This is a genomic window from Methylobacterium sp. C25, assembly GCF_021352225.1.
GTDB lineage: Bacteria > Pseudomonadota > Alphaproteobacteria > Rhizobiales > Beijerinckiaceae > Methylobacterium.
On the sequence record NZ_JAAUVI010000001.1, the window covers coordinates 786,950 to 806,265 of the forward strand.

The 19,316-nt window shown below is 65.6% G+C and carries 17 protein-coding genes and 1 tRNA gene; 10 read left to right on the forward strand and 8 right to left on the reverse strand.

The genetic code is table 11. The annotated features are described in order from the left end of the window. Window positions 1-10 precede the first annotated feature (10 nt). From HCU64_RS03690 to HCU64_RS03710, 5 genes are all read left to right on the forward strand, one after another. Window positions 11-301 carry an RNA-binding S4 domain-containing protein gene (locus tag HCU64_RS03690; RefSeq protein ID WP_233382412.1) on the forward strand — a complete coding sequence of 97 codons (291 nt, stop codon included), beginning with the start codon at window positions 11-13 and terminating at the stop codon, window positions 299-301. Between the two features lie 232 nt (window positions 302-533). Further along, entirely contained in the window at window positions 534-872 is a 339-nt protein-coding gene (fdxA, locus tag HCU64_RS03695; protein ID WP_233382413.1) for a ferredoxin FdxA, read from the forward strand. A gap of 422 nt (window positions 873-1,294) precedes the next feature. Further along, complete coding sequence (locus HCU64_RS03700) at window positions 1,295-1,885, forward strand: CarD family transcriptional regulator (RefSeq protein ID WP_233382414.1); 591 nt, start codon at window positions 1,295-1,297, stop codon at window positions 1,883-1,885. 249 nt (window positions 1,886-2,134) lie between these two features. Continuing rightward, a complete protein-coding gene (locus HCU64_RS03705; RefSeq protein ID WP_233382415.1) occupies window positions 2,135-3,007 on the forward strand; it encodes an RNA polymerase factor sigma-32 in 873 nt (290 codons plus the stop codon). Window positions 3,008-3,173: 166 nt separating this feature from the next. Continuing rightward, window positions 3,174-3,362 (forward strand): hypothetical protein, encoded by a 189-nt coding sequence (locus HCU64_RS03710; protein WP_233382416.1) that lies wholly within the window; start codon window positions 3,174-3,176, stop codon window positions 3,360-3,362. On the opposite strand, the gene HCU64_RS03715 is transcribed toward HCU64_RS03710, so the two are convergent. Further along, the gene (locus tag HCU64_RS03715; RefSeq protein ID WP_325169945.1) at window positions 3,359-4,348 is read right to left on the reverse strand and encodes a LysR family transcriptional regulator; all 990 of its coding nucleotides are present in this window, start codon (window positions 4,346-4,348) and stop codon (window positions 3,359-3,361) included. The two genes, HCU64_RS03710 and HCU64_RS03715, sit on opposite strands and share 4 nt — an antisense overlap. Window positions 4,349-4,806: 458 nt before the next feature. On the opposite strand from HCU64_RS03715, the gene HCU64_RS03725 reads away from it, so the two are divergent. Together HCU64_RS03725 and HCU64_RS03730 are read left to right on the forward strand one after the other, a co-directional pair. Beyond that, window positions 4,807-5,556 carry a 4'-phosphopantetheinyl transferase family protein gene (locus HCU64_RS03725; protein ID WP_233382417.1) on the forward strand — a complete coding sequence of 250 codons (750 nt, stop codon included), beginning with the start codon at window positions 4,807-4,809 and terminating at the stop codon, window positions 5,554-5,556. Window positions 5,557-5,649: 93 nt separating this feature from the next. After that, window positions 5,650-5,726: transfer RNA gene (locus HCU64_RS03730), tRNA-Pro, on the forward strand. A gap of 202 nt (window positions 5,727-5,928) precedes the next feature. Here HCU64_RS03730 and HCU64_RS03735 read toward each other — a convergent pair. From HCU64_RS03735 to HCU64_RS03760, 6 genes are all read right to left on the reverse strand, one after another. Continuing rightward, on the reverse strand, window positions 5,929-7,329 hold the full coding sequence (locus HCU64_RS03735; protein ID WP_233382418.1) for an NAD(P)(+) transhydrogenase (Re/Si-specific) subunit beta: 1,401 nt from the start codon (window positions 7,327-7,329) through the stop codon (window positions 5,929-5,931). 4 nt (window positions 7,330-7,333) lie between these two features. After that, window positions 7,334-7,783 carry a proton-translocating transhydrogenase family protein gene (locus HCU64_RS03740; RefSeq protein WP_233382419.1) on the reverse strand — a complete coding sequence of 150 codons (450 nt, stop codon included), beginning with the start codon at window positions 7,781-7,783 and terminating at the stop codon, window positions 7,334-7,336. 2 nt (window positions 7,784-7,785) lie between these two features. After that, complete coding sequence (locus HCU64_RS03745; RefSeq protein ID WP_233382420.1) at window positions 7,786-9,009, reverse strand: Re/Si-specific NAD(P)(+) transhydrogenase subunit alpha; 1,224 nt, start codon at window positions 9,007-9,009, stop codon at window positions 7,786-7,788. Window positions 9,010-9,149: 140 nt separating this feature from the next. After that, window positions 9,150-9,443 carry an aa3-type cytochrome c oxidase subunit IV gene (locus tag HCU64_RS03750; protein WP_233382421.1) on the reverse strand — a complete coding sequence of 98 codons (294 nt, stop codon included), beginning with the start codon at window positions 9,441-9,443 and terminating at the stop codon, window positions 9,150-9,152. Window positions 9,444-9,556: 113 nt separating this feature from the next. Next, on the reverse strand, window positions 9,557-10,918 hold the full coding sequence (locus HCU64_RS03755; RefSeq protein ID WP_233382422.1) for an ABC1 kinase family protein: 1,362 nt from the start codon (window positions 10,916-10,918) through the stop codon (window positions 9,557-9,559). A gap of 87 nt (window positions 10,919-11,005) precedes the next feature. Then, a complete protein-coding gene (locus HCU64_RS03760; RefSeq protein ID WP_442785897.1) occupies window positions 11,006-12,874 on the reverse strand; it encodes a M3 family oligoendopeptidase in 1,869 nt (622 codons plus the stop codon). Window positions 12,875-13,172: 298 nt separating this feature from the next. Between HCU64_RS03760 and HCU64_RS03765 the strand changes: the two genes are divergently transcribed. The 3 genes from HCU64_RS03765 to HCU64_RS03775 all read left to right on the forward strand — a co-directional run bounded on the left by HCU64_RS03765 (window position 13,173) and on the right by HCU64_RS03775 (window position 18,684). Beyond that, on the forward strand, window positions 13,173-14,666 hold the full coding sequence (locus HCU64_RS03765) for a sigma-54-dependent transcriptional regulator (protein ID WP_233382424.1): 1,494 nt from the start codon (window positions 13,173-13,175) through the stop codon (window positions 14,664-14,666). 213 nt (window positions 14,667-14,879) lie between these two features. Then, on the forward strand, window positions 14,880-16,919 hold the full coding sequence (locus HCU64_RS03770) for a L,D-transpeptidase family protein (protein WP_233382425.1): 2,040 nt from the start codon (window positions 14,880-14,882) through the stop codon (window positions 16,917-16,919). A 253-nt stretch (window positions 16,920-17,172) separates the two neighbouring features. Continuing rightward, window positions 17,173-18,684, forward strand: a complete 1,512-nt coding sequence (locus HCU64_RS03775) for a DUF882 domain-containing protein (protein WP_442785914.1) — start codon at window positions 17,173-17,175, stop codon at window positions 18,682-18,684. On the opposite strand, the gene HCU64_RS03780 is transcribed toward HCU64_RS03775, so the two are convergent. Then, window positions 18,685-19,116 (reverse strand): PilZ domain-containing protein, encoded by a 432-nt coding sequence (locus HCU64_RS03780; protein ID WP_267922113.1) that lies wholly within the window; start codon window positions 19,114-19,116, stop codon window positions 18,685-18,687. It lies immediately after the preceding gene. Window positions 19,117-19,316 lie beyond the last annotated feature (200 nt).

Consider the following 19,316-nt stretch of genomic DNA (forward strand, 5'->3'; position numbering starts at 1 on the left):
AAGGTCCCGGTTGAACCCCGGCCGCCAGCGCCTCGACAAGTGGCTCTGGTTCGCGCGCTTCGCCAAGACGCGCTCCCTCGCCGCACGCCTCGTCACGGACGGCCACGTGCGGATCAATGGCAAGCGAGCTGAGGCGGCGTCCAAGGGCGTCGCAATCGGCGACATCCTCACGGTCGCCGCAGCCCACGGCACAGCGCTCATCCGCGTCCGCGATCTCGGAGAGCGCCGCGGCCCCGCGCCAGAAGCGTGCCTACTCTACGAGGACGTCGACCGAACGCCCGATGATCCGGCGCCAGCATGAGCGGCCCCGCCTGCGGCATGGCTGCCGCGCGACACACGTCGCCGACATGATGTCGCGCACTTCACATCGGCTTGTCAGTCCGGAAGGCAGGGTCTAAGGCGCACGGAGACGTGCAGGTCCGTCCGATCCTGCGCGTGATCCAACAGGAAACCGACGCTCGACGGACCCTGCAGGTCCGTCACCGCCCGCGGCAGGACAGGCCCGAGAAAGCGTACCGAGGACCAAGCAGCCCATGACCTACGTCGTCACCGACAACTGCATCAAGTGCAAGTACATGGACTGCGTGGAGGTGTGCCCGGTGGACTGCTTCTATGAAGGCGAGAACATGCTCGTCATCCATCCGGACGAGTGCATCGATTGCGGCGTCTGCGAGCCGGAATGCCCGGCCGAGGCCATCAAGCCGGATACCGAGCCGAGCCTCGAGAGCTGGCTGACGCTCAACGCGAACTACGCCAAGAGCTGGCCCAACATCACCCAGAAGAAGGACGCTCCCGCCGACGCGAAGGAGTGGGACGGGGTCGCCAACAAGCTCGCGGAGCACTTTTCCGCCAATGCCGGCTCTGGCGACTGAGCGCCGCAGCCTCCGGGAGAAGCCTCTCGCTGGGCCCGGCTCGGGCGCCCGGCAGAAGAGGCCATGAGGATCGGACGGCCGGCAAACCGCTTGTGCGGGGCCTTTGCCGTGCCGCGGCAATCCTTTGATTCGAGGCCCGGTTTGTGGTAGACATATGTCTGCCGTCGCTCTCGCTTGACGTGCTCCCTCCGCCGCCTTCTTGCGGTTCCAGCTTTGGACAGAGGTTGCATGCGATCGCCCGCGGAAAGCCTTCTCGCTTTCCGTGGCGGTTTAGTCTTTGCGCGATCGCATGGCGAGCCCGGGAGCCGGCGGGAGCGAGAAACGCGCCTGCCGGTCGAGTGGTGTGAGCCGGGTATCCCAACCCGGAAGTGACCCTGCGCGGCCCGTGACCTCCGCGCGCGATGATCTGGAGCCCTTCTCGCATGACCACAGCCAAGAAGACGACGCCCGCCGCCGGCCGTCAGGGCTTCAAGACCGGCGAGGCCGTCGTGTATCCCGCTCATGGCGTGGGTCGCATCACCGCGATCGAGGAGCAGGAGATCGCTGGCTACAAGCTCGAGTTGTTCGTCGTCTCGTTCGAGAAGGACAAGATGGTTCTGCGCGTTCCGACCGCGAAGGCCAACAGCGTCGGCATGCGTAAACTCGCCGAGCCGGAGCTCGTCAAGAAGGCGCTCGACGTGCTGACGGGCCGTGCCCGCGTGAAGCGCACCATGTGGTCGCGCCGCGCCCAGGAATACGAGGCGAAGATCAATTCCGGCGACCTGATCTCGGTGACCGAGGTCGTGCGCGACCTGTACCGTTCCGAGGCTCAGCCCGAGCAGTCCTACAGCGAGCGTCAGCTCTACGAGGCGGCCCTCGACCGGATCGTGCGCGAGATCTCCTCGGTGAACAAGATCACCGAGACCGAGGCCCTGAAGCTCATCGAGCAGAGCCTCGCCAAGTCGCCGCGCCGCGCCAAGGCCGATGCCGAGGGCGACGCCGAGAGCGACGACGTCCAGGAGGAGGCGGCCTGATCGGCCTCCCGTTCTCGATGACCTGACATTTCGAACCCGGCGCCTAGGCGCCGGGTTTTTTCGTTTCGAAGGGCATCCGGCTGTGCCCTTGAATTTCTCGCGCCCCGTTCCACCTTGCAGCGCGAAAAGTGCGGAACAACGTTGGACGCGGGCGTGTTGTGGTTACGCCCAGCGAGGGGCCGCGCGACACGATCGGCCGTTGCGGCACCCCTGCTGCCATAAGACTTGGACCAGAAAGGCACGACGGGGATGGCGGAAATCGCAGGGATTCGGCGTCAGTTCATACGGACAGCCATGGAGGCGCCGTTTCTCGCGAGGGATGAAGAACGCGGCCTTGCGGTGAGCTGGAAGGACAATGGCGACGAGCGTGCCCTGCACCGCCTGATCTCGGCTCATATGCGCCTCGTCATCGCCCTTGCTGGGCGCTTCCGTCACTACGGGCTGCCTATGGCCGATCTCGTCCAGGAGGGTCATGTCGGCCTCATGGAGGCTGCGGCCCGCTTCGAGCCGGAGCGCGAGGTCCGCTTCTCCACCTACGCGACCTGGTGGATCCGGGCCTCGATCCAGGATTACATCCTGCGCAACTGGTCGATCGTCCGTGGCGGAACCAGCTCTGCCCAGAAGGCACTCTTCTTCAATCTTCGCCGCCTGCGCGCGCGCCTCATGCAGTCTACAGAGGAGCAGGTCGGTTCAGAGATCCATAGCCGGATCGCGACGGCGATCGGCGTCTCCACCCAGGACGTCGCCTTGATGGATGCGAGGTTGTCCGGCCCCGACATGTCGCTCAATGCTCCGGTCGGCGAAGAGAGCGAGGCCTCCTCCGAGCGGATGGACTTCCTCGTCGACGGAGCCGCCCTGCCGGACGAGACCGTAACCGCAACGGTCGACGGCGAACGCCGCCTGAACTGGCTGAAACAGGCCCTTACGGTGCTGTCCGAACGCGAGCTCCGGATCCTGCGAGAGCGCCGCCTCGCCGAGGATCAGGCAACGCTGGAAGCTCTCGGTCACCGTCTCGGCATCTCCAAGGAGCGTGTGCGGCAAATCGAGAACCGAGCGCTCGAGAAGCTTCGCCGCGCCTTGGCAGACCGATTTCCGAGTTCGGCGAACAACATCTACGCCTGATCCGTGATCACATTTCAGAGACGGCGGGGCGGCGATCGCTCCGCCGTCTTCGTTTTCGAGAGTTCATTCTGCTTTTTACATGCGGCTGAACACGAGGTTGCCGGATTAGTCGGGCAGGGGGCGTTCGGCCCTCATCCTTGAGGCCCGATAACCAGCAGGTGACCCTGTGAAGGTGATCCCGACCCTGGCAATCCTGATCCCGGCCCTCGCGGTATCAACTCTCGCGGCGACCTGTCGGCACGGGCTCGCGCCTTGCCAAGCTGCGGCCCTGTTCTACGGGACGCTGGCAGCGGCCGAACTGGTCTATCTCGCTGTAGCCGTCGTCCAGGCGAGGGACGAGGCGCTCGTCGATTAGGAGCGCACGGCGAAGATCGGCTGCGGCACGTGATCCTTGCGGCCATCACCGGAATAAGCATCGGGCACCGGGGTGCCACGGGCGACGGCGATCAGGATTGCGCTGAGACGCCGCGTGGCGAAATCGATGAAGGTGCGTGCCTTCGCCGGCAATAGCCGCGAGGTGGTCACGATGTAGACGGGCGTAGGGGGCAGCCACCACTCCGGCAGCACGCGCTCCAACTTGCCAGCGATCAGATCACGCTCGACGTTGATCAGGTTTGCCGAGGTGATACCCTGCCCTGACACCGCGAACTGGCGCGCGAGGCTCAGGCTGTTGCAGGAGACCGGCCCGTTCACCGTGACAGTTGCCGTCTCGCCGCCGCGGGTCAGAACCCACTTGGCACTCGTTCCCTGCGCCGGAAGGATCATGCGGTGCTGGGGGAGTTGCTGCGGATGCTCCGGCCGCCCCTGGGCGAGCAGATAGGACCGCGAGGCGAACAAGGCGTTCTCGAGATCGCCGACCTTGCGCACGATCAGGGATGTCTCGCGGGGCTCTTCGATGGCGATGGCAAGATCGTAATTGTCGGCCACGAGATCTACCGGCGGCGGCCTGAGGTCGATGTGGACGTGGATGTTCTCGTGCTCACGGGAGAATTCCGAGATGATGCCCGAGAGATGGCGCAGCACCCAGAAATCCGGGGGAACCGCGATCTTCAGCAAACCGCTTGGGCCCTTGGCCTGGGAGACCATGTCGTCAAAGGTGCGCTGCGCTTCTTCGACCAGCCGGGTGGCCTGGTTGAGATAGGCCTCGCCGTAAGACGTCAGAACGAGTTTTCTCGTAGTCCTATCGAGAAGACGTAGACCAATAGCCGACTCAAATAACGTTATCCGTCTCGATAACGACGAGATGGGCATGCCCAGCGCTGCAGCCGCCTGGCTGAAACTCTTGCGTTTGGCGACCTCTACAAACAGCGCCATATCTCTAAGAACTTGGGGATGTGGCATAATGACGTCTGCTCGTTCTTTGAGGATTTAGTCGTCTTTCAGCGCAACGATCGCCTCACTCATGAGGTAATTTATTTCAATAGATCATACCGCGAAGCAATCAATGACGGCGTCCCATTTCGGTACGTTTTCGTTCATGGAATCATTTTTCCGCTTATGAAAGAGAACCCCGTGGAAGGGCATGGGATCCCCGAAAAAGCGGTGCGGGAAGGTGTTTTGTACACCAAAAGGCATAGTGTCATTTGCTCCGACGACCGTTCTCGTCAATGCCCGAATCGCCCGATTTGACGACCCAGCGCCTGGAGATTGATCGGCCCATGGCCATCCATAAAGTAATGACATCCGATTAGCTTGACATGGCTGCCACTGAACTTGGTTAATATTACTGTACGGCATCAGTTTGACTCGCGAGTGAGGTCTCCAAACCTCTCGTCACCGTGGGATCGGAGCAGGTCGCAATGAGCCCGATCGGGCGGCATTCCGCCGAGACGGATCGTCTTCGGGAGCCGACGGTCTGGCGAGTTGATCTCACCCTCGATGAGGGAGGGCGTCGGGCTTGCCTCGCTATACTCTCCGAGGACGAGCGCGCCCGCGCCGCACGGTTCCTGCGTCTGGAGGACCGAGACCGCTACGCAGCGAGCCATGCGGCCCTGCGCCGGATCCTAGGCTGCACGCTCGGCACCGATCCAGCCCTGCTCCGCTTTCGCTCGGGCCCTGCCGGCAAGCCGGAACTCGAAGCGCCGTGGCGGGATCGTCTGGCGTTCAACCTCTCGCATTCCGGTAAGATCGGCCTGATCGGGCTGTCGCCGACCGCGCGGATCGGCGTCGACGTCGAGTTGATGCGCTCGATGCCGGACTGTCTGAGCCTCGCCCGCAGCCATTTCGCGCGGCCTGAGACGGCAGCGCTCGAGGCCCTGCCGGCAACGGAGCGTCTGGCGGCCTTCTACGCCTGTTGGACCCGCAAGGAGGCTTTCATAAAGGCTTTGGGCTCGGGGCTGTCGTTTGCGCTCGACCGCTTCGTCGTCACGGTTCCCCCCAAGCCGCCGGCACTGGTCTCGATCGACGGCTCGCCCGGGGCCGCGTCGGCCTGGACCTTGCAGCATCTGGATCTCGGGGCCGGCCATGTCGGCGCGGTGGCGATCGAGGCCCAGGGTGCGGCCTGCCTGCTTCGAAGCCTCAGTGAAGGCTGGGCCAGTCGCCAGGAATGAGCCGGAAAACCTTTTCCCAATGCGCTTGCGGGGGGCACGCCCCCCAGCTATAAGCCCGCTCGCTGGCCGGAAGCAGAGCTTTTGGCCGTGCTTCGGAGTGTAGCGCAGTCTGGTAGCGCACCACGTTCGGGACGTGGGGGTCGCAGGTTCAAATCCTGCCACTCCGACCAAGATATCAAAGATTTAGGCCGATGCCCGAACATCTGGCCAATCCCAATCATCGGTGATCACGAGGCGTAGGCCGGTTGGCGGTGTCCTGACGCCGTCTCGCGCCTGCGCACTGGTCCGATCGCGCTTCTGGATGGCAACGAAAAGCCCCCGCCAACCTTTCGGTCGACGGGGGCTTTTTTTGCTGCTGGATCGGTCCGACGATCACATCGCCTTGAGGATCGAATCCACCATCTTCTTGGCGTCGCCGAACAGCATCGTGGTGTTCTGGCGGAAGAACAGCTCGTTCTCGACGCCGGCATAGCCGGAGCCCATGCCGCGCTTGAGGAAGAGCACCTGCTTGGCGTTCTCCACGTCGAGCACCGGCATGCCGTAGATCGCCGAAGTCTTGTCGGTCTTGGCCGCCGGGTTGGTGACGTCGTTGGCGCCGATGACGAAGGCGACATCCGCGTCACGGAACTCGCTGTTGATGTCCTCGAGCTCGAAGACCTCATCGTAGGGCACGTTCGCCTCGGCGAGCAGCACGTTCATGTGGCCCGGCATACGGCCCGCGACCGGATGGATCGCGTACTTCACCTCGATGCCTTCCTTCTTGAGCATGTCGGCCATCTCACGCAGCGAATGCTGCGCCTGGGCGACAGCCATGCCGTAGCCCGGGACGATGATGACGCGCTCGGCGTTCTTCATGAGGTAGGCGGCATCGTCCGCCGAGCCCTGCTTGACCGGACGCTGCTCCTGGGTGCCGCCTGCGCCGCCCCCGGCGGTCTCGCCGCCGAAACCGCCCAGGATGACCGAGAAGAACGACCGGTTCATCGCGTGGCACATGATGTAGGACAGGATCGCACCCGAGGAGCCCACCAGCGAGCCGGTGATGATCAGCGCGAGGTTGCCCAGGGTGAAGCCGATGCCGGCTGCCGCCCAACCCGAATACGAGTTGAGCATCGAGATGACGACGGGCATGTCCGCGCCGCCGATCGGGATGATCAGCAGGCCACCGAGCGCCAGCGACACCAGGACGATCAGCCAGAACAGGGCCTTGCTCTCGCTGCCGATGAAGAAGGCGAGGAGCAGCACCAGCAGCACGGCGAGGCCGATGTTGATCAGGTGACGCTGAGGCAGGATGATCGGCTTGCCGGACATGCGGCCCGACAGCTTGGCGAAGGCGATGACCGAGCCCGTGAAGGTGATCGCGCCGATCGCCACGCCAAGACCCATCTCGAACAGCGACTGTTTGTGGATGTGGCCGTTCTCGACGATGCCGAACGCCTGCGGGGCGTAGAGTGCACCGGCGGCCACGAACACCGCAGCCATACCCACCAGCGAGTGGAAGGCGGCGACGAGTTCCGGCATCGCCGTCATGGGGATACGCTTGGCGATCACGGCACCGATGCCGCCGCCGATGGCGAGAGCGATCAGCACGAGACCCCAGGCGCCAGCACCGGCCGGAGGATGGCCGATCAGCGTGGTGAGCACGGCGAGCGCCATTCCCGCCATGCCGTAATAGTTGCCCTGACGGGAGGTCGTCGGGTGCGAGAGCCCCCGCAGCGCCATGATGAACATGACGCCGGCGACGATGTAGAGAAGCGAGGAGATATTCTCAGACATCGGCTCAGGCTTTCTTCTTGTACATGCTGAGCATGCGCTGAGTGACGAGGAAGCCGCCGAAGATGTTCACGCTGGCCAGGATGATGCCGATGAAGCCGAAGGCACGGGCCCAGCCTGTGCCGGCTTCCATCAGCGGCACGCCGACGGCGAGGAGCGCGCCGACGATGATCACGGAGGAGATCGCGTTGGTGACCGACATCAGCGGCGTGTGCAGAGCCGGGGTCACCGACCAGACCACGTAGTAGCCGACGAAGATCGCGAGCACGAAGATCGCGAGACGGAACACGGTCGGATCGACCGCGCCATGGGTCGCGGCGGCGACGCCGTGACCGAGGCCGTCGGCGATGCTCTGGGCGTAATCGGCGTTCTGACGGGCAATGTCAGCGGCCGCACGAGCGGCGGCCGCTGCGGACTGAGCCTGGTCGGCCGCCGCACCGGAAGGAAGATTGGCCATTCTTATTTCTCCCCGGTCGCAGGCGTAGCGGGTTTGGTTGCGTCGAGACCCGGGGCGTCGGGCAGCTTGGCCTCGGTCACGGGAGCGTCGGATTTCGGCTTGAACGAGTCGTGGACGACCTGACCATCGCGGGTCAGGTTAGTCGCCTTGACGAGTTCGTCGTCCCACTTCACCGCGATTGCCTTCGCTTCCTTGTCGACCATGGTCTCGACAAAGGCGAAGAGGTTCTTCGCGTAGAGGCCCGAGGCGGTCGCGGCGAGGCGGCCCGGCACATTGGCGAAACCGACGATCTTCACGCCGTTCTCAGTGGTGACGACCTCACCGAGCTTGGCGCCCTCGACGTTGCCGCCGCGCTCCACCGCGAGGTCGACGATAACCGAGCCCGGCTTCATCGAGTCGACCATGGCCTTGGTGACGAGCTTCGGCGCAGGCCGGCCCGGAATCAGCGCGGTGGTGATGATCAGGTCCTGCTTGGCGATGTGGCTCGCGACCAGCTCGGCCTGCTTCTTCTGGTACTCGGCCGACATCTCCTTGGCGTAGCCGCCCGAGGTCTCTGCCTGCTTGAACTCGTCGTCCTCAACGGCGATGAACTTGCCGCCGAGCGAGGCGACCTGTTCCTTCACGGCCGGGCGCACGTCGGTCGCCGAGACCACGGCGCCGAGGCGCTTGGCGGTGGCGATGGCCTGGAGACCGGCGACGCCGACGCCCATGATGAAGGCCTTGGCCGCGGGCACGGTGCCGGCGGCAGTCATCATCATCGGCAGCGCCTTGCCGAACTCGGCAGCGGCATCGACCACGGCGCGGTAACCGGCGAGGTTCGCTTGAGAGGACAGCACGTCCATCACCTGCGCGCGGGTGATGCGCGGCATTAGCTCCATGGCGAAGGCGGACACGCCGGCATCGGCCATCGCCTTCAGCTCGGCCTCACGGCCGTAGGGATCCATGATGGCGAGGACGAGGGCCCCGCTCTTGATGAGCTTCAGCTCTTCGGCGTTCGGACGGCGGACCTTGAGGACGAGGTCGGCGTCGCCGACGGCCTCGGCGGCCGAGCCGACGACCTTGGCACCGGCAGCCTCGAAGTCCGCGTCGGGGATGCCGGAATCCTTACCGGCGCCGGATTGGACCGCGACCTCGGCACCGAGCGCAACGTACTTCTTGACCAGTTCGGGGACGGTCGCGACCCGGGATTCCCCCGGATCCGATTCCGTCAAGACGCCGATGCGCATTCAATAGCTCCCGTTCTTACAGCATCCCCGCGAGGATACCGGTATCCGAGCCTGATAGATCAAATTTTTACCTGCGCGGGCCGCTCCGCCGGATACCTCGGGCGACCCGCTTCAGGACTTCGCGAAATGCCTTGGCGGGCTTAGCCGAACGCCAGGGCGAGAAGGAGGAGCGCCAATACTGCGGCCGGAGCCTTCCAGCCGATCGCCGGAACGAAGGCACCGATTGCCGCGGCAACCCAGGAGATCAGAACACCGGCAATCGCGGTCAGCCAAGCCTCGCGCACGCCGCCCACGGCCAGAGCCACGACCCAGCACAGCACGGTCGCCGAACCGATCTCGACGAATTTCACGAAGCCACGATAGGTCTGCTCGTGAGTCTTCTCGTCCATCGCCGGGCTGTACAGCGCACCGGACAGGGTCTTGGTATCGGCCATTGCGAGCCCGTTCCCTCGAATGTGTCTTATTCTGGTCCCGGGCGATTTAGCGCATGGTTTTCGCAGCGGCAATCGGCTTGGCCGTCGGCAAATGATTGATCTGAGGGATTTCCTCAGGCTGGCGAGGTCAGACCGACGGCATCCAGAGCTGATTTTTGGCGCGCACCGAGGGAGTCAAGAGAGAAGTGCTCGATCTCGGCCTCGAACAGGCGATGGTAGTTAAGCTCGGAACGCAGATGTAGGAACACCGCACCGAGGCCGACTGCCGCGCGGTCCATGAAGACGAATTCCTGCGGCACCGTCACCGGGCCGTGCTCCTTCAGCGCCTGGTGCACCGAGAAGGCCTCGCGGCGGCCATAGGCGCCGGGTTTCACACCATCGGCCACCGTCCGAGTGCGATCTTCGAGCAGCGGCCCGTAGATGAAGCGCGCCCAGATGTTGAGGATGTCGATGGTCTTGCGGTCGAGGCGCTTGAAGCCCCAGACCTCGTATGCGTGCACGACGCGGTCGTGCTCGTCGTTCTGCAGACCCCGATAGAGATCGACCACGCCGCCGACGAAGCGCGGGTGGAAGATCCGCACGCAGCCATAGTCGAGCAGATTGATGCCCTGTGCCTCGCCGCCCTCGGAGAAGACGGTGTAGTTGCCGAGATGCGGGTCGCCGTGGATCACCGCGGCGCGGCTGAACGGGTGCCACCACGCCTTGAACATCGCCTGCGCGATACGGTTGCGGATCTCCACCGGCGCCTCCGCGAAGGAGAGGATGCGCGCGCCGTCGAGCCATCCCAGGGTGAGCAGCCGCTTGGTGGAGAGATCGGGATGGACCACGGGCACGCGCACCGTGTCGAAATCCTTCAGCACGCTCCCGTACAAAGCGGCATGCTTGGCCTCTCGAGCGTAGTCGAGCTCCTCGCGGACCCGGGCGCCGATCTCCTTCTTGATCTCGCTGGTATCGAGCCAGGTGTTCATCCGGCGATGAAGAGCGAAAGCCACTTCGAGTTGCTTGAGATCGGCCTCCACGGCCGACTGCATGTCCGGGTACTGCAGCTTGCAGGCGAGCGCCGCTCCATCGCGCGAGGTCGCCTTGTGGACCTGGCCCAGCGAGGCCGCCGCTGCGGGCTTGAGGTCGAAGCTGCCGAACCGAGTCTGCCAGTCGGCCCCGAGCTCGGCCATCATCCGGCGTTTGACGAAGGCCGCGCCCATCGGCGGAGCGTCCGCCTGCAGCTTCTGCAACTCGGCCGCGTATTCGGGCGGAAGCAGATCGGGAATGGTGGCCATCAGTTGGGCCACCTTCATGATCGGGCCCTTCAGACCGCCGAGCGCCTGGGCCAGAGCCGCAGCGTTGGTGGTACCTTCCCCACCGAACAGCCGCGCAGCCGCCATGCGTGCGGCGACGCCGCCCATATTGGCGCCGACACTGGCATAGCGGCTTGCGCGGGCAGTGAAGCGGTTCGCTTCGCGGTCGGATTCGGCCATCGGGCGACGTGTCTCGTGCGACTGTTTCTCTCGAGATAAGCCGTGGCTTGACCGCTACCAGAGCGATGGGGCCGCGCGTCGCGGGCGTCAGCCCTCTTCCATTCCCTCCAACTCCGCGATCATCCCCTCGATCATCCCGAGCCCGATCTGCCAGAAGCTCGGATCGCTCGCGTCGAGGCCGAAGGGTTGGAGCAGTTCGCCGTAAGGCTTCGATCCGCCGGCCTTCAGGAGCGCGAAGTAGCGATCCACGAAGCCCCCCTCCGCCTTGGCGTAGACGCCGTAGAGCGAGTTCACGAGGCAATCGCCGAAGGCATAGGCGTAGACGTAGAACGGCGAGTGGATGAAGTGTGGGATGTAGGCCCAGAACGGCTCGTAGCCCTTGTCGAGGGTGATGGCCGGGCCGAGGCTCTCGGCCTGTACCGACATCCAGAGTTCGTTGATCTGCTCGGCAGTGAGTTCGCCCTTGGCGCGGGCAAGGTGGACCTTCCGCTCGAACGAGTAGAACGCGATCTGCCGCACGACCGTGTTGATCATGTCCTCGACCTTGGCGGCGAGCATGGCGCGCCGTTGGGTCGTATCCTTGGTGGCGGCGAGCAGGCGGCGGAAGGTCAGCATCTCGCCGAACACGCTCGCGGTCTCGGCAAGCGTCAGCGGCGTCGGCGCCATCAGCGCGCCATTGCCGGCGGCGAGCACCTGATGCACCCCGTGGCCCAGCTCGTGCGCGAGCGTCATCACATCCCGCGGCTTCCCTTGGTAATTCACCAGCACGTAGGGGTGAGCCGAGGGCACGGTCGGATGGGCGAAGGCGCCGGGCGCCTTGCCGGGCCGTGTCGGCGCATCGATCCAGCCATGGTCGAAGAACTTTTGGGCGATGCCCGCCATCTCCGGTGAGAAGGCACCATAGGCATCGAGCACCGTGTCGCGTGCCTCGGTCCAGGGGATGGTGCGCTGCTCGACCTTCGGCAGCGGCGCGTTGCGGTCCCAATATGGCAGCGCCTCGACGCCGAACCACTTGGCCTTCAGACGGTAATAGCGATGCGACAGCCGCGGATAGGCGGCGCGAACAGCCTCGACCAAAGCGGCGACGACCTCGGGCTCGACGCGGTTCGAGAGGTGGCGCGCGTCGGCGACGTCCGCGAATCCGCGCCAGCGATCCGAGATCTCCTTGTCCTTGGCGAGCGTATTGGTGATCAGCGTGAAGATCCGCAGGTTGCTCCGCAATGTCTCGCTGATCGCGCCGGCTGCCTCCTGACGGACGGCGCCGTCCGGGTCCTGCAGCTTGTTGAGGGTCGGCTCCAAGGGCAGCTTCTCGCCGCCGACCGGGAAGCGCAGCGCCGCGATGGTCTCGTTGAACAGACGGTCCCAGGCCGCGCTCGCCGTCACCGACTTTTCGAGGAAGAGCTTCTCGATGCGGTCATCGAGCTGGAACGGCTTCTCCTTCCGCAGGTCATCGATCCAGGGCTTGTAATGCGCGAGCGGACCCGAGGCCGTCGCCTTGTCCATCACGGCATCGTCCACGCGGTTCAGCTCGAGCCCGAAGAACAGCAGGTCGCCCGAGGCGGCGGTCAGCCGCTCGCGGGTATCGCCGTAGAACTTGGCGCGGGCCTCGTCGGTGGTGTCACCCGAATAGACGAGCCCGGCAAAAGACATCAGCCGTCCGAGCAGATCTTCGATCGCCTCGTAGGCCTTGACCGCTGCCCCGAGCGTCTCGGATGCATCCGCGCTCTCGGCGAGCTCGGCGATCCGGCCGGAATAGGTCTTTGCGAAATCCCGACACTCGGCCTCGGCCCTAGTGAGGTCGTCGCGGTATTCCGGGGCGTCGATCCCCGAATAAAGATCACGCAGATCCCACTCCGGCAGCGCGCCGAGCCCGACCGCGTCGGCCATGGCCCTCGCCGTGGCGGGACTCCGCGCAGTCATCGATAATCCTGCGGAGGCTGCGACTCGGCTCGACATGGGGCTCTGCTCTCCGGCGGCCTCTCGGCCGCCTCATCAGGTTCGTCTGAGCGCCTGATATCGCGTGCCTCGGCGGCCGTTCAACGAGGCAGGCCAAATTCCCGATGAAGATCCTCGTCGGCGAGGCCATTCGCACACGGCCCGGCAAAAACTCGCAACGTCGTTAAGCGGAGCTTTACGCTCTTCGGCGACCCTGCGCTTCGAAACGGAACAGCCTGAGCCGTTCGCCGACCGCCTCACACCAGAGTCGATCCGGAAGCGTGGCCGGCTGTTCCCAACCAAGAAGCGAGGGACCCGTATGTCGACAACCGTCCTCATCGTCGATGACGATCCGGTACAGCGCCGGCTCGCGGAGAGCATGGTGCGCCGGCTCGGCTTCGACGCCCGGGTCGCCGAGAACGGTCTCGACGGCCTGAACGCCCTGCGGGCCGGCGGCGAGATCGACGTGGTGCTCCTCGACATGGTGATGCCGGGCGGCCTGGACGGCCTCGGCGTGATGGCAGAGATGCAGAAGGCCGGCATCGACACGCCGGTGATCGTGCAGACCTCGAACGGCTCGATCGACGCCGTGGTCAACGCCATGCGTGCCGGCGCCGTCGACTTCGTGGTGAAGCCGGCGGGTGCGGAGCGCCTGCAGGTCTCGATCAAGAACGCCCTGCGCGTCGACCAGCTCGAGGAAGAAGTGCGCCGCATGCGCCGCCGCGCTTCCGGCGCACTCGGCTTCAAGGACCTCACCTCGAAGAGCCCGGACATGGACCGCGTCATGCGGCTCGCCGAGCGTTCGGCCAAGTCGAACATCCCCGTGCTGATCGAGGGTGAATCCGGCGTCGGCAAGGAAGTGCTGGCTCGCGCCATTCAGGGCTCGGGCGACCGGCGCGGAAAACCCTTCGTCACCGTCAATTGCGGGGCGATCCCGGACAACCTCGTCGAGTCGACCCTGTTCGGCCATGAGAAGGGCGCCTTCACTGGCGCCACCGAGCGCCATGCCGGCAAGTTTGTCGAGGCGTCGGGCGGCACGCTCTTCCTCGACGAGATCGGCGAGTTGCCCCTCGATGCCCAGGTGAAACTGCTGCGCGCCTTGCAGGAAGGCGAGGTCGACCCCGTCGGTGGCAAGCGCTCCGTGCGCGTCGACATCCGCCTGATCTCGGCAACGAACCGCTCGCTTCTCGACCTCGTGAAGCAGGGCAAGTTCCGCGAAGACCTCTACTACCGCCTCAACGTCTTCCCGATGACCCTGCCGCCGCTGCGCGCGCGTCGCGAGGACATCCCGGATCTCGCCCGCTCGTTCTGCGCGCGTTTCGCAGCCGAGGAAGGCAAGCGCCTGCGTGGCATCTCCTCAGAAGCCATGGCTTTGCTCACCCGCTATCCCTGGCCAGGCAACGTCCGTCAGCTCGAGAACGCCCTTTTTCGCGCTGTCGTGCTCGCCGATGGCGACGAACTCTCGGTCGCGGAATTTCCGCAGATCGCGGCGCAGGTCGAAGGCTTCGACGTTCGCATCCCGCCGCTGCCGAACCAGCCGATGCTGCCTGCCGGCGGCCTGGAGCCGGTGCGCGAGATCGTTCGTGTCGAGGTGCGCGACCCGCATGCAATGTCCCTCGTCGTCGAGGACACGAGCGAGATGAAGACGATGGAGGAGATCGAGGCCGAGGCGATCCGCTTCGCGCTGCAGTTCTACCGCGGCCGAATGTCCGAAGTCTCGCGTCGCCTTGGAATTGGCCGATCCACCCTCTACCGCAAGCTGAAGGATCTGGGCCTCGACGGCGACGAAAAGTCGGACGAGGCCGCAGCCTGAGGTTGTCCACCGCGATCTCGCGGCGTGCCGCCACCCTGCGTGGCGGCGATACGCTGGCGAGGCGTGGAAGGGCAGACACTTGAGGGTGGCCGGCTCGACACAGATCGTGCCGAAGCGACGTCTCAGGAGAGCGGTGCGGTTGCACACGGCCGTGCTTAAGACGATAATCATACAGTCCGTATGGCCCTCGGCCGTACTGGAGGAGACTTCGTCATGCGCGCTTCGTCGAACGCTTCGCGTACGGCCGCCGCGGTTCTGGCCATGGCGCTGGCGTCCTCCGTCGGCGTGACGACATTGGCGCGCGCGCAGTCGGCTGAGACAGAGCCGTCCTCGACGATGCGCAGCGCCGCCGTCGAGCCCTCCGAGGCGGTCAAGGCCGCAACCTCACCGTCTGCTTCGGGCGATGATCTCAGCTCGCTGCCGCCCACTAGCGACGCGCCGCCGCAATCCGATTTCAAGGAACCCGTCAAAGAGGAGCAGCCGGTCACGGCCGCCCCCTCGGCTCCGACGCAGGCACTCGACGCGCAGGGCGAGGCCATCCTTGCGCGACTGAAGGACGGCAAGCCGCTGCTCGCACGCCTCACGCCGAAGGAGCGCGAGGCAATGCAGGTGTTTTATACCGTCGCCGACTACAAACCGGTCTGGATCGATGGCGGCGCCTTTACGCCTGCCGCGCAATCCCTGATCACGCGGCTGCGGGCCGCCGCCGAGGACGGCCTCAATCCGAGCGCCTATCCGGTCCCGTCATTGGCCGATGGCGGCCGGACGATGTCCCCCGCCGAGATCGCTGATGCCGAGTTGAAGCTTTCCGCCGCCATCGTGCTCTATGCACGCGATGCTCGCGGCGGACGCGTCAACCTCGCCGCAATCTCGAAGCTGATCACGCCGGACCTCAACATCACCCCGGCCGATCTGGTGCTGGGCCAACTCGCCGTCTCGGGAACGGAGGCCGGCGACCGGCTTCAGGCCTACAATCCGAACCAAGAGGGCTACCTCGCCCTCAAACAGCGGCTTGCCACGTTACGGGGTGCCGACCCGGTATCGACCGCGAGCGCGCCCAAGCCTCTGCGGCTTCCGGTTGGCCCGGTCCTCAAGATCGGGATGAGCGATCCACGCGTATCGCTCCTGCGCGAGCATTTTGGCCTGCCCGCGCGCAGCGAAGGCACCCTCGACAAGGCGCCTGGAGAGGCCGACGTCTACGACAAAGCCGTCTCCGACGCGGTCGCCAACTTCCAGCGCAGCCACGACCTGCCAGACAACGGACACCTGACCCGCTCGACGATTGTCGCGCTCGCACTCGCCAGCGCTCCGGCATCGGCACCACGCAGCGGGGACGAAGCGGAGCTGATCTCGAACATGGAGCGCTGGCGCTGGTTGCCGCGCGAACTCGGCTCCGACTACGTTCTGGTCAATGTTCCCGAATACCGGCTGCGCGTCTATCGCGGCGGCGTGATGCGTGACGAGACCCGGGTCATCGTCGGGAAGACGGATTCGCCAACACCGATCTTCTCCGGCGCCATGGAGACCGCGGTCGTGAACCCGTCATGGTTCGTGCCCCCCTCCATCCTCAAGCAAATGCTCGCCTCCGGGCGGACCGCCGGTTTCGAGGTGGTGAATCGCCACGGCCAGATCTCGCTGCGGCAGCCGCCCGGCGAGAAGAACGCGCTCGGCTTCATCAAATTCCTGTTTCCGAACCAGCACGCGGTCTACCTGCACGACACGCCGAACCGCTCGCTGTTCTCGGCCTCGAAGCGTGCCTTCAGCCATGGCTGCGTGCGCGTCGACGACCCATTCCGCTTTGCCGATGCCGTGCTGCCCGATACTTGGACCGAGGCGAGCCTGAGAAAGCTGATCGGCAAGGGCGAGCGCTCGATCAAGTTGCCGCATAAGCTGCCGGTCCACATCGCCTACTTCACGGCCTTCGTGGACGATGCGGGGGTCTACCGGACGCTGCCGGACCTTTACGGTTACGACGCCAAGATCAAAGAGGCACTTGGTCTGTCGACGCGTCCGGGCGCGATGGTCTCGGTGCCGAAGGAACCGGCGCGTCGCATGGCAAGCGTCCCTTCCGTACCGGCGGCGCAAGCAAATGCCCACCCGAAGCCGTCACGGCCTCGGCGGGAAGCGATGCGGGCTCCCATTGAGCAGCACGCGCCTGTTCAGCGCCAACGCCGCGCCGCGCCGGCAGTGCACGGCGAGCCAGATCTGTGGACACCGGCACCGCCGCCCTCCACGCCTCGATTCTGGTGGTAGGGACGGCGGACCGTTTCTCGGCCCCTGCCCGCTGGGCAAAATTCGAGATTTGATGACTCTTTCCAGAGCCCGGATGCATCCGGGTCCTTGCCCGGCACGATTCCGCCACGGTTGAGCTTTACCCAGTTCACGAGAAGGTGAGCAGCAGTAGGCCCCGTTACCCGTGCCGTCACGGCTTCCGGCAACCTTGCGCTCGCCATGACGCCCCGTGTCACCCACAGCGCGTCATGCCGTCTGCGAGGGGTGGACCACCGTGCTGACATCGCTTCGGGACCGAACCAGCGCGCTCGCTGGGAAATCCGTCAGCTACCTGCGCCGTAGCGGCGTGCCGGCCCTGCGACGCTCGAAGCCCAGGCAGCTCGCCTCGATGCTGACCGTGGCCGCCGCGCTACTCGCCGGCACCGTCGAGACCGAGAATGCGGTCGCCAACGGCGACACCCGTACGCTTTCACTGATCCACGAACACACCAAGGAAAGCGCGACCGTCACGTTCAAGCGCGATGGCCGCTACGACAAGGCCGCTCTCGAGCAGCTCAACTGGTTGCTGCGCGACTGGCGCGAGGCCGAGGCCACCAAGATGGACCCGCGCCTTTTCGACGTAGTCTGGGAAGCGCAGCGCTCGATCGGCTCGACGCAGCCCCTGCGGGTCGTCTGCGGCTACCGCAGTCCCAAGACCAACGGCATGCTGCGCCGCCGCTCCCGCGGCGTCGCCGAGCACAGCCAGCACATGCTCGGCAAGGCCATGGATTTCTTCATGACCGACGCCTCGATCGACGACATCCGCGCGGCCGGCGTGCGGCTGCAGCGCGGCGGCGTCGGCTGGTATCCGCGCTCGGGCTCGCCCTTCGTGCATCTCGACGTCGGCTCGGTCCGCGCCTGGCCGCGCATGACCCACGATCAGCTCGCTCGCATCTTCCCCGACGGCAAGACTGTCCACGTGCCCGCGGACGGCAAGCCTTTCCCTCGCTATGAGGAGGCGCGTGCCGAGATCCTGGCACGCGGGGGCACCGTGCTCGGCTATACCGCGGTCGCCGCGAACGAAGAGTTCGACGACGGGCCGAGCATCAAGGGCTTCTTCGCCGGCCTGTTCGGCGGCAATGCACCAACATCCGCGCCCGCAGCCGCGCCGGCCAAGGCGCGCGGCAAGGCAACGATAGCAGTGGCCAGCGCCGACCCGGACGATGCGATCGGCGCCCGCCAGGCGCTCGCCTACGCCGCGCCAAACAGCACCGACACGCTGCGCGACGCAATGCTGCGGCGTGAGGGTCGCGAAACGCCCTCGGCCAAGGGCCTGCTCACCGCCGAGAAGGCGGACCAAACACCGGGCGAGCGCACGGCCCGACTGGCTCCCCTACCGCCGCGGCGGCCGGCCGAGTTCGCCGCGATCGCCGCCGCCATCGCGGCGCCGCTTCCACCGGGACGCGCCGTGCAGGTTGCCGGTATCGGCAATGCCGGCCTCGCCAACCTCGCGCTCGGCAACCGGCCAGTCACCCCGGCGGCATTCCACCTGCTGCCGCCCGAGGCCGACGCGCGGGATCACCTCCGTGCGCTGTTTTCCGCCCAGGCACAGGGCGCCTCCGAGCCGGCGCGTCACGATGCGCCGATTCGGCTCGCCGCAATCCAACCGAAGCCGGGCGAGACGCCGGAGGATATCTTCACCGTCGATGCCGTCGCGACGCGGTTCACGGCCCGCAGCCCGGGCGACGACCTCGCCGCCACACATTTCTCGGGCTCGGCGATCGGCCTCGTCCCGCTCCGCAATTGATCAGTACGGCGAGAAACGGCTCAGCCGGCGTCCGATCAACCTGGAAGTCTCGGCCGGATCGGCCTCGGGTTTCGGCTTCTCCGGCTCAATGGCCGGCGGAGGCTGCTTCGCGAACCGCTCGATGCGGACGCCGGCACAGTGGTTCTTCCGCCAGACCGACCTGACGTTGAAGAGGAAGTCGTACCCCACCACCTTGAGCTGGAAGCTCTCGGGCAGAGCGACCGTGTCGGGAAGGCCGAGCCGGGCGCCGGATTTCGACACGTCCTTAACGGTACAGGCGATCTCCTCGCCGTCGGACAATCTGATCTTGCCGATCCAATTTGTCGGCGTGCGTGGCTCGCTGCGTCGTTCGACTGCGTGCGGGTCGGCCGCCGCCGCTCCGCTCGCATCTCCCGAATTCGCGAGAAATCTGACGAGCCCTTCCCCTGGCATGGATCCCACCGCGCCTCCTCAAGGCTGCGATGCTGTCACCAAAGTCTTGATACCTGCTTTCGCAACAATAGCTTTTCGCGCGATCGCGCCGAAATCTGATTTCCGTCAACAGCTCAATTGCACTCGAGCGCGAGCGACTCCACGGGCTCGCCACGAAGGATCGAGACGGTCAGCGGGATCTGCGTGGAACGCGCGCGGTC

Excerpts from the sequence above, each read along its gene's own strand:
- HCU64_RS03765 (WP_233382424.1), top strand. The coding sequence starts at position 13,173 with ATGTCGACAACCGTCCTCATCGTCGATGACGATCCGGTACAGCGCCGG.
- HCU64_RS03740 (WP_233382419.1), bottom strand. The coding sequence starts at position 7,783 with ATGGCCAATCTTCCTTCCGGTGCGGCGGCCGACCAGGCTCAGTCCGCA.
- HCU64_RS03770 (WP_233382425.1), top strand. The coding sequence starts at position 14,880 with ATGCGCGCTTCGTCGAACGCTTCGCGTACGGCCGCCGCGGTTCTGGCC.
- HCU64_RS03715 (WP_325169945.1), bottom strand. The coding sequence starts at position 4,348 with ATGCCACATCCCCAAGTTCTTAGAGATATGGCGCTGTTTGTAGAGGTC.
- fdxA (WP_233382413.1), top strand. The coding sequence starts at position 534 with ATGACCTACGTCGTCACCGACAACTGCATCAAGTGCAAGTACATGGAC.
- HCU64_RS03705 (WP_233382415.1), top strand. The coding sequence starts at position 2,135 with ATGGCGGAAATCGCAGGGATTCGGCGTCAGTTCATACGGACAGCCATG.
- HCU64_RS03725 (WP_233382417.1), top strand. The coding sequence starts at position 4,807 with ATGAGCCCGATCGGGCGGCATTCCGCCGAGACGGATCGTCTTCGGGAG.
- HCU64_RS03745 (WP_233382420.1), bottom strand. The coding sequence starts at position 9,009 with ATGCGCATCGGCGTCTTGACGGAATCGGATCCGGGGGAATCCCGGGTC.
- HCU64_RS03760 (WP_442785897.1), bottom strand. The coding sequence starts at position 12,874 with ATGTCGAGCCGAGTCGCAGCCTCCGCAGGATTATCGATGACTGCGCGG.
- HCU64_RS03750 (WP_233382421.1), bottom strand. The coding sequence starts at position 9,443 with ATGGCCGATACCAAGACCCTGTCCGGTGCGCTGTACAGCCCGGCGATG.
- HCU64_RS03700 (WP_233382414.1), top strand. The coding sequence starts at position 1,295 with ATGACCACAGCCAAGAAGACGACGCCCGCCGCCGGCCGTCAGGGCTTC.
- HCU64_RS03735 (WP_233382418.1), bottom strand. The coding sequence starts at position 7,329 with ATGTCTGAGAATATCTCCTCGCTTCTCTACATCGTCGCCGGCGTCATG.
- HCU64_RS03755 (WP_233382422.1), bottom strand. The coding sequence starts at position 10,918 with ATGGCCGAATCCGACCGCGAAGCGAACCGCTTCACTGCCCGCGCAAGC.
- HCU64_RS03780 (WP_267922113.1), bottom strand. The coding sequence starts at position 19,116 with ATGCCAGGGGAAGGGCTCGTCAGATTTCTCGCGAATTCGGGAGATGCG.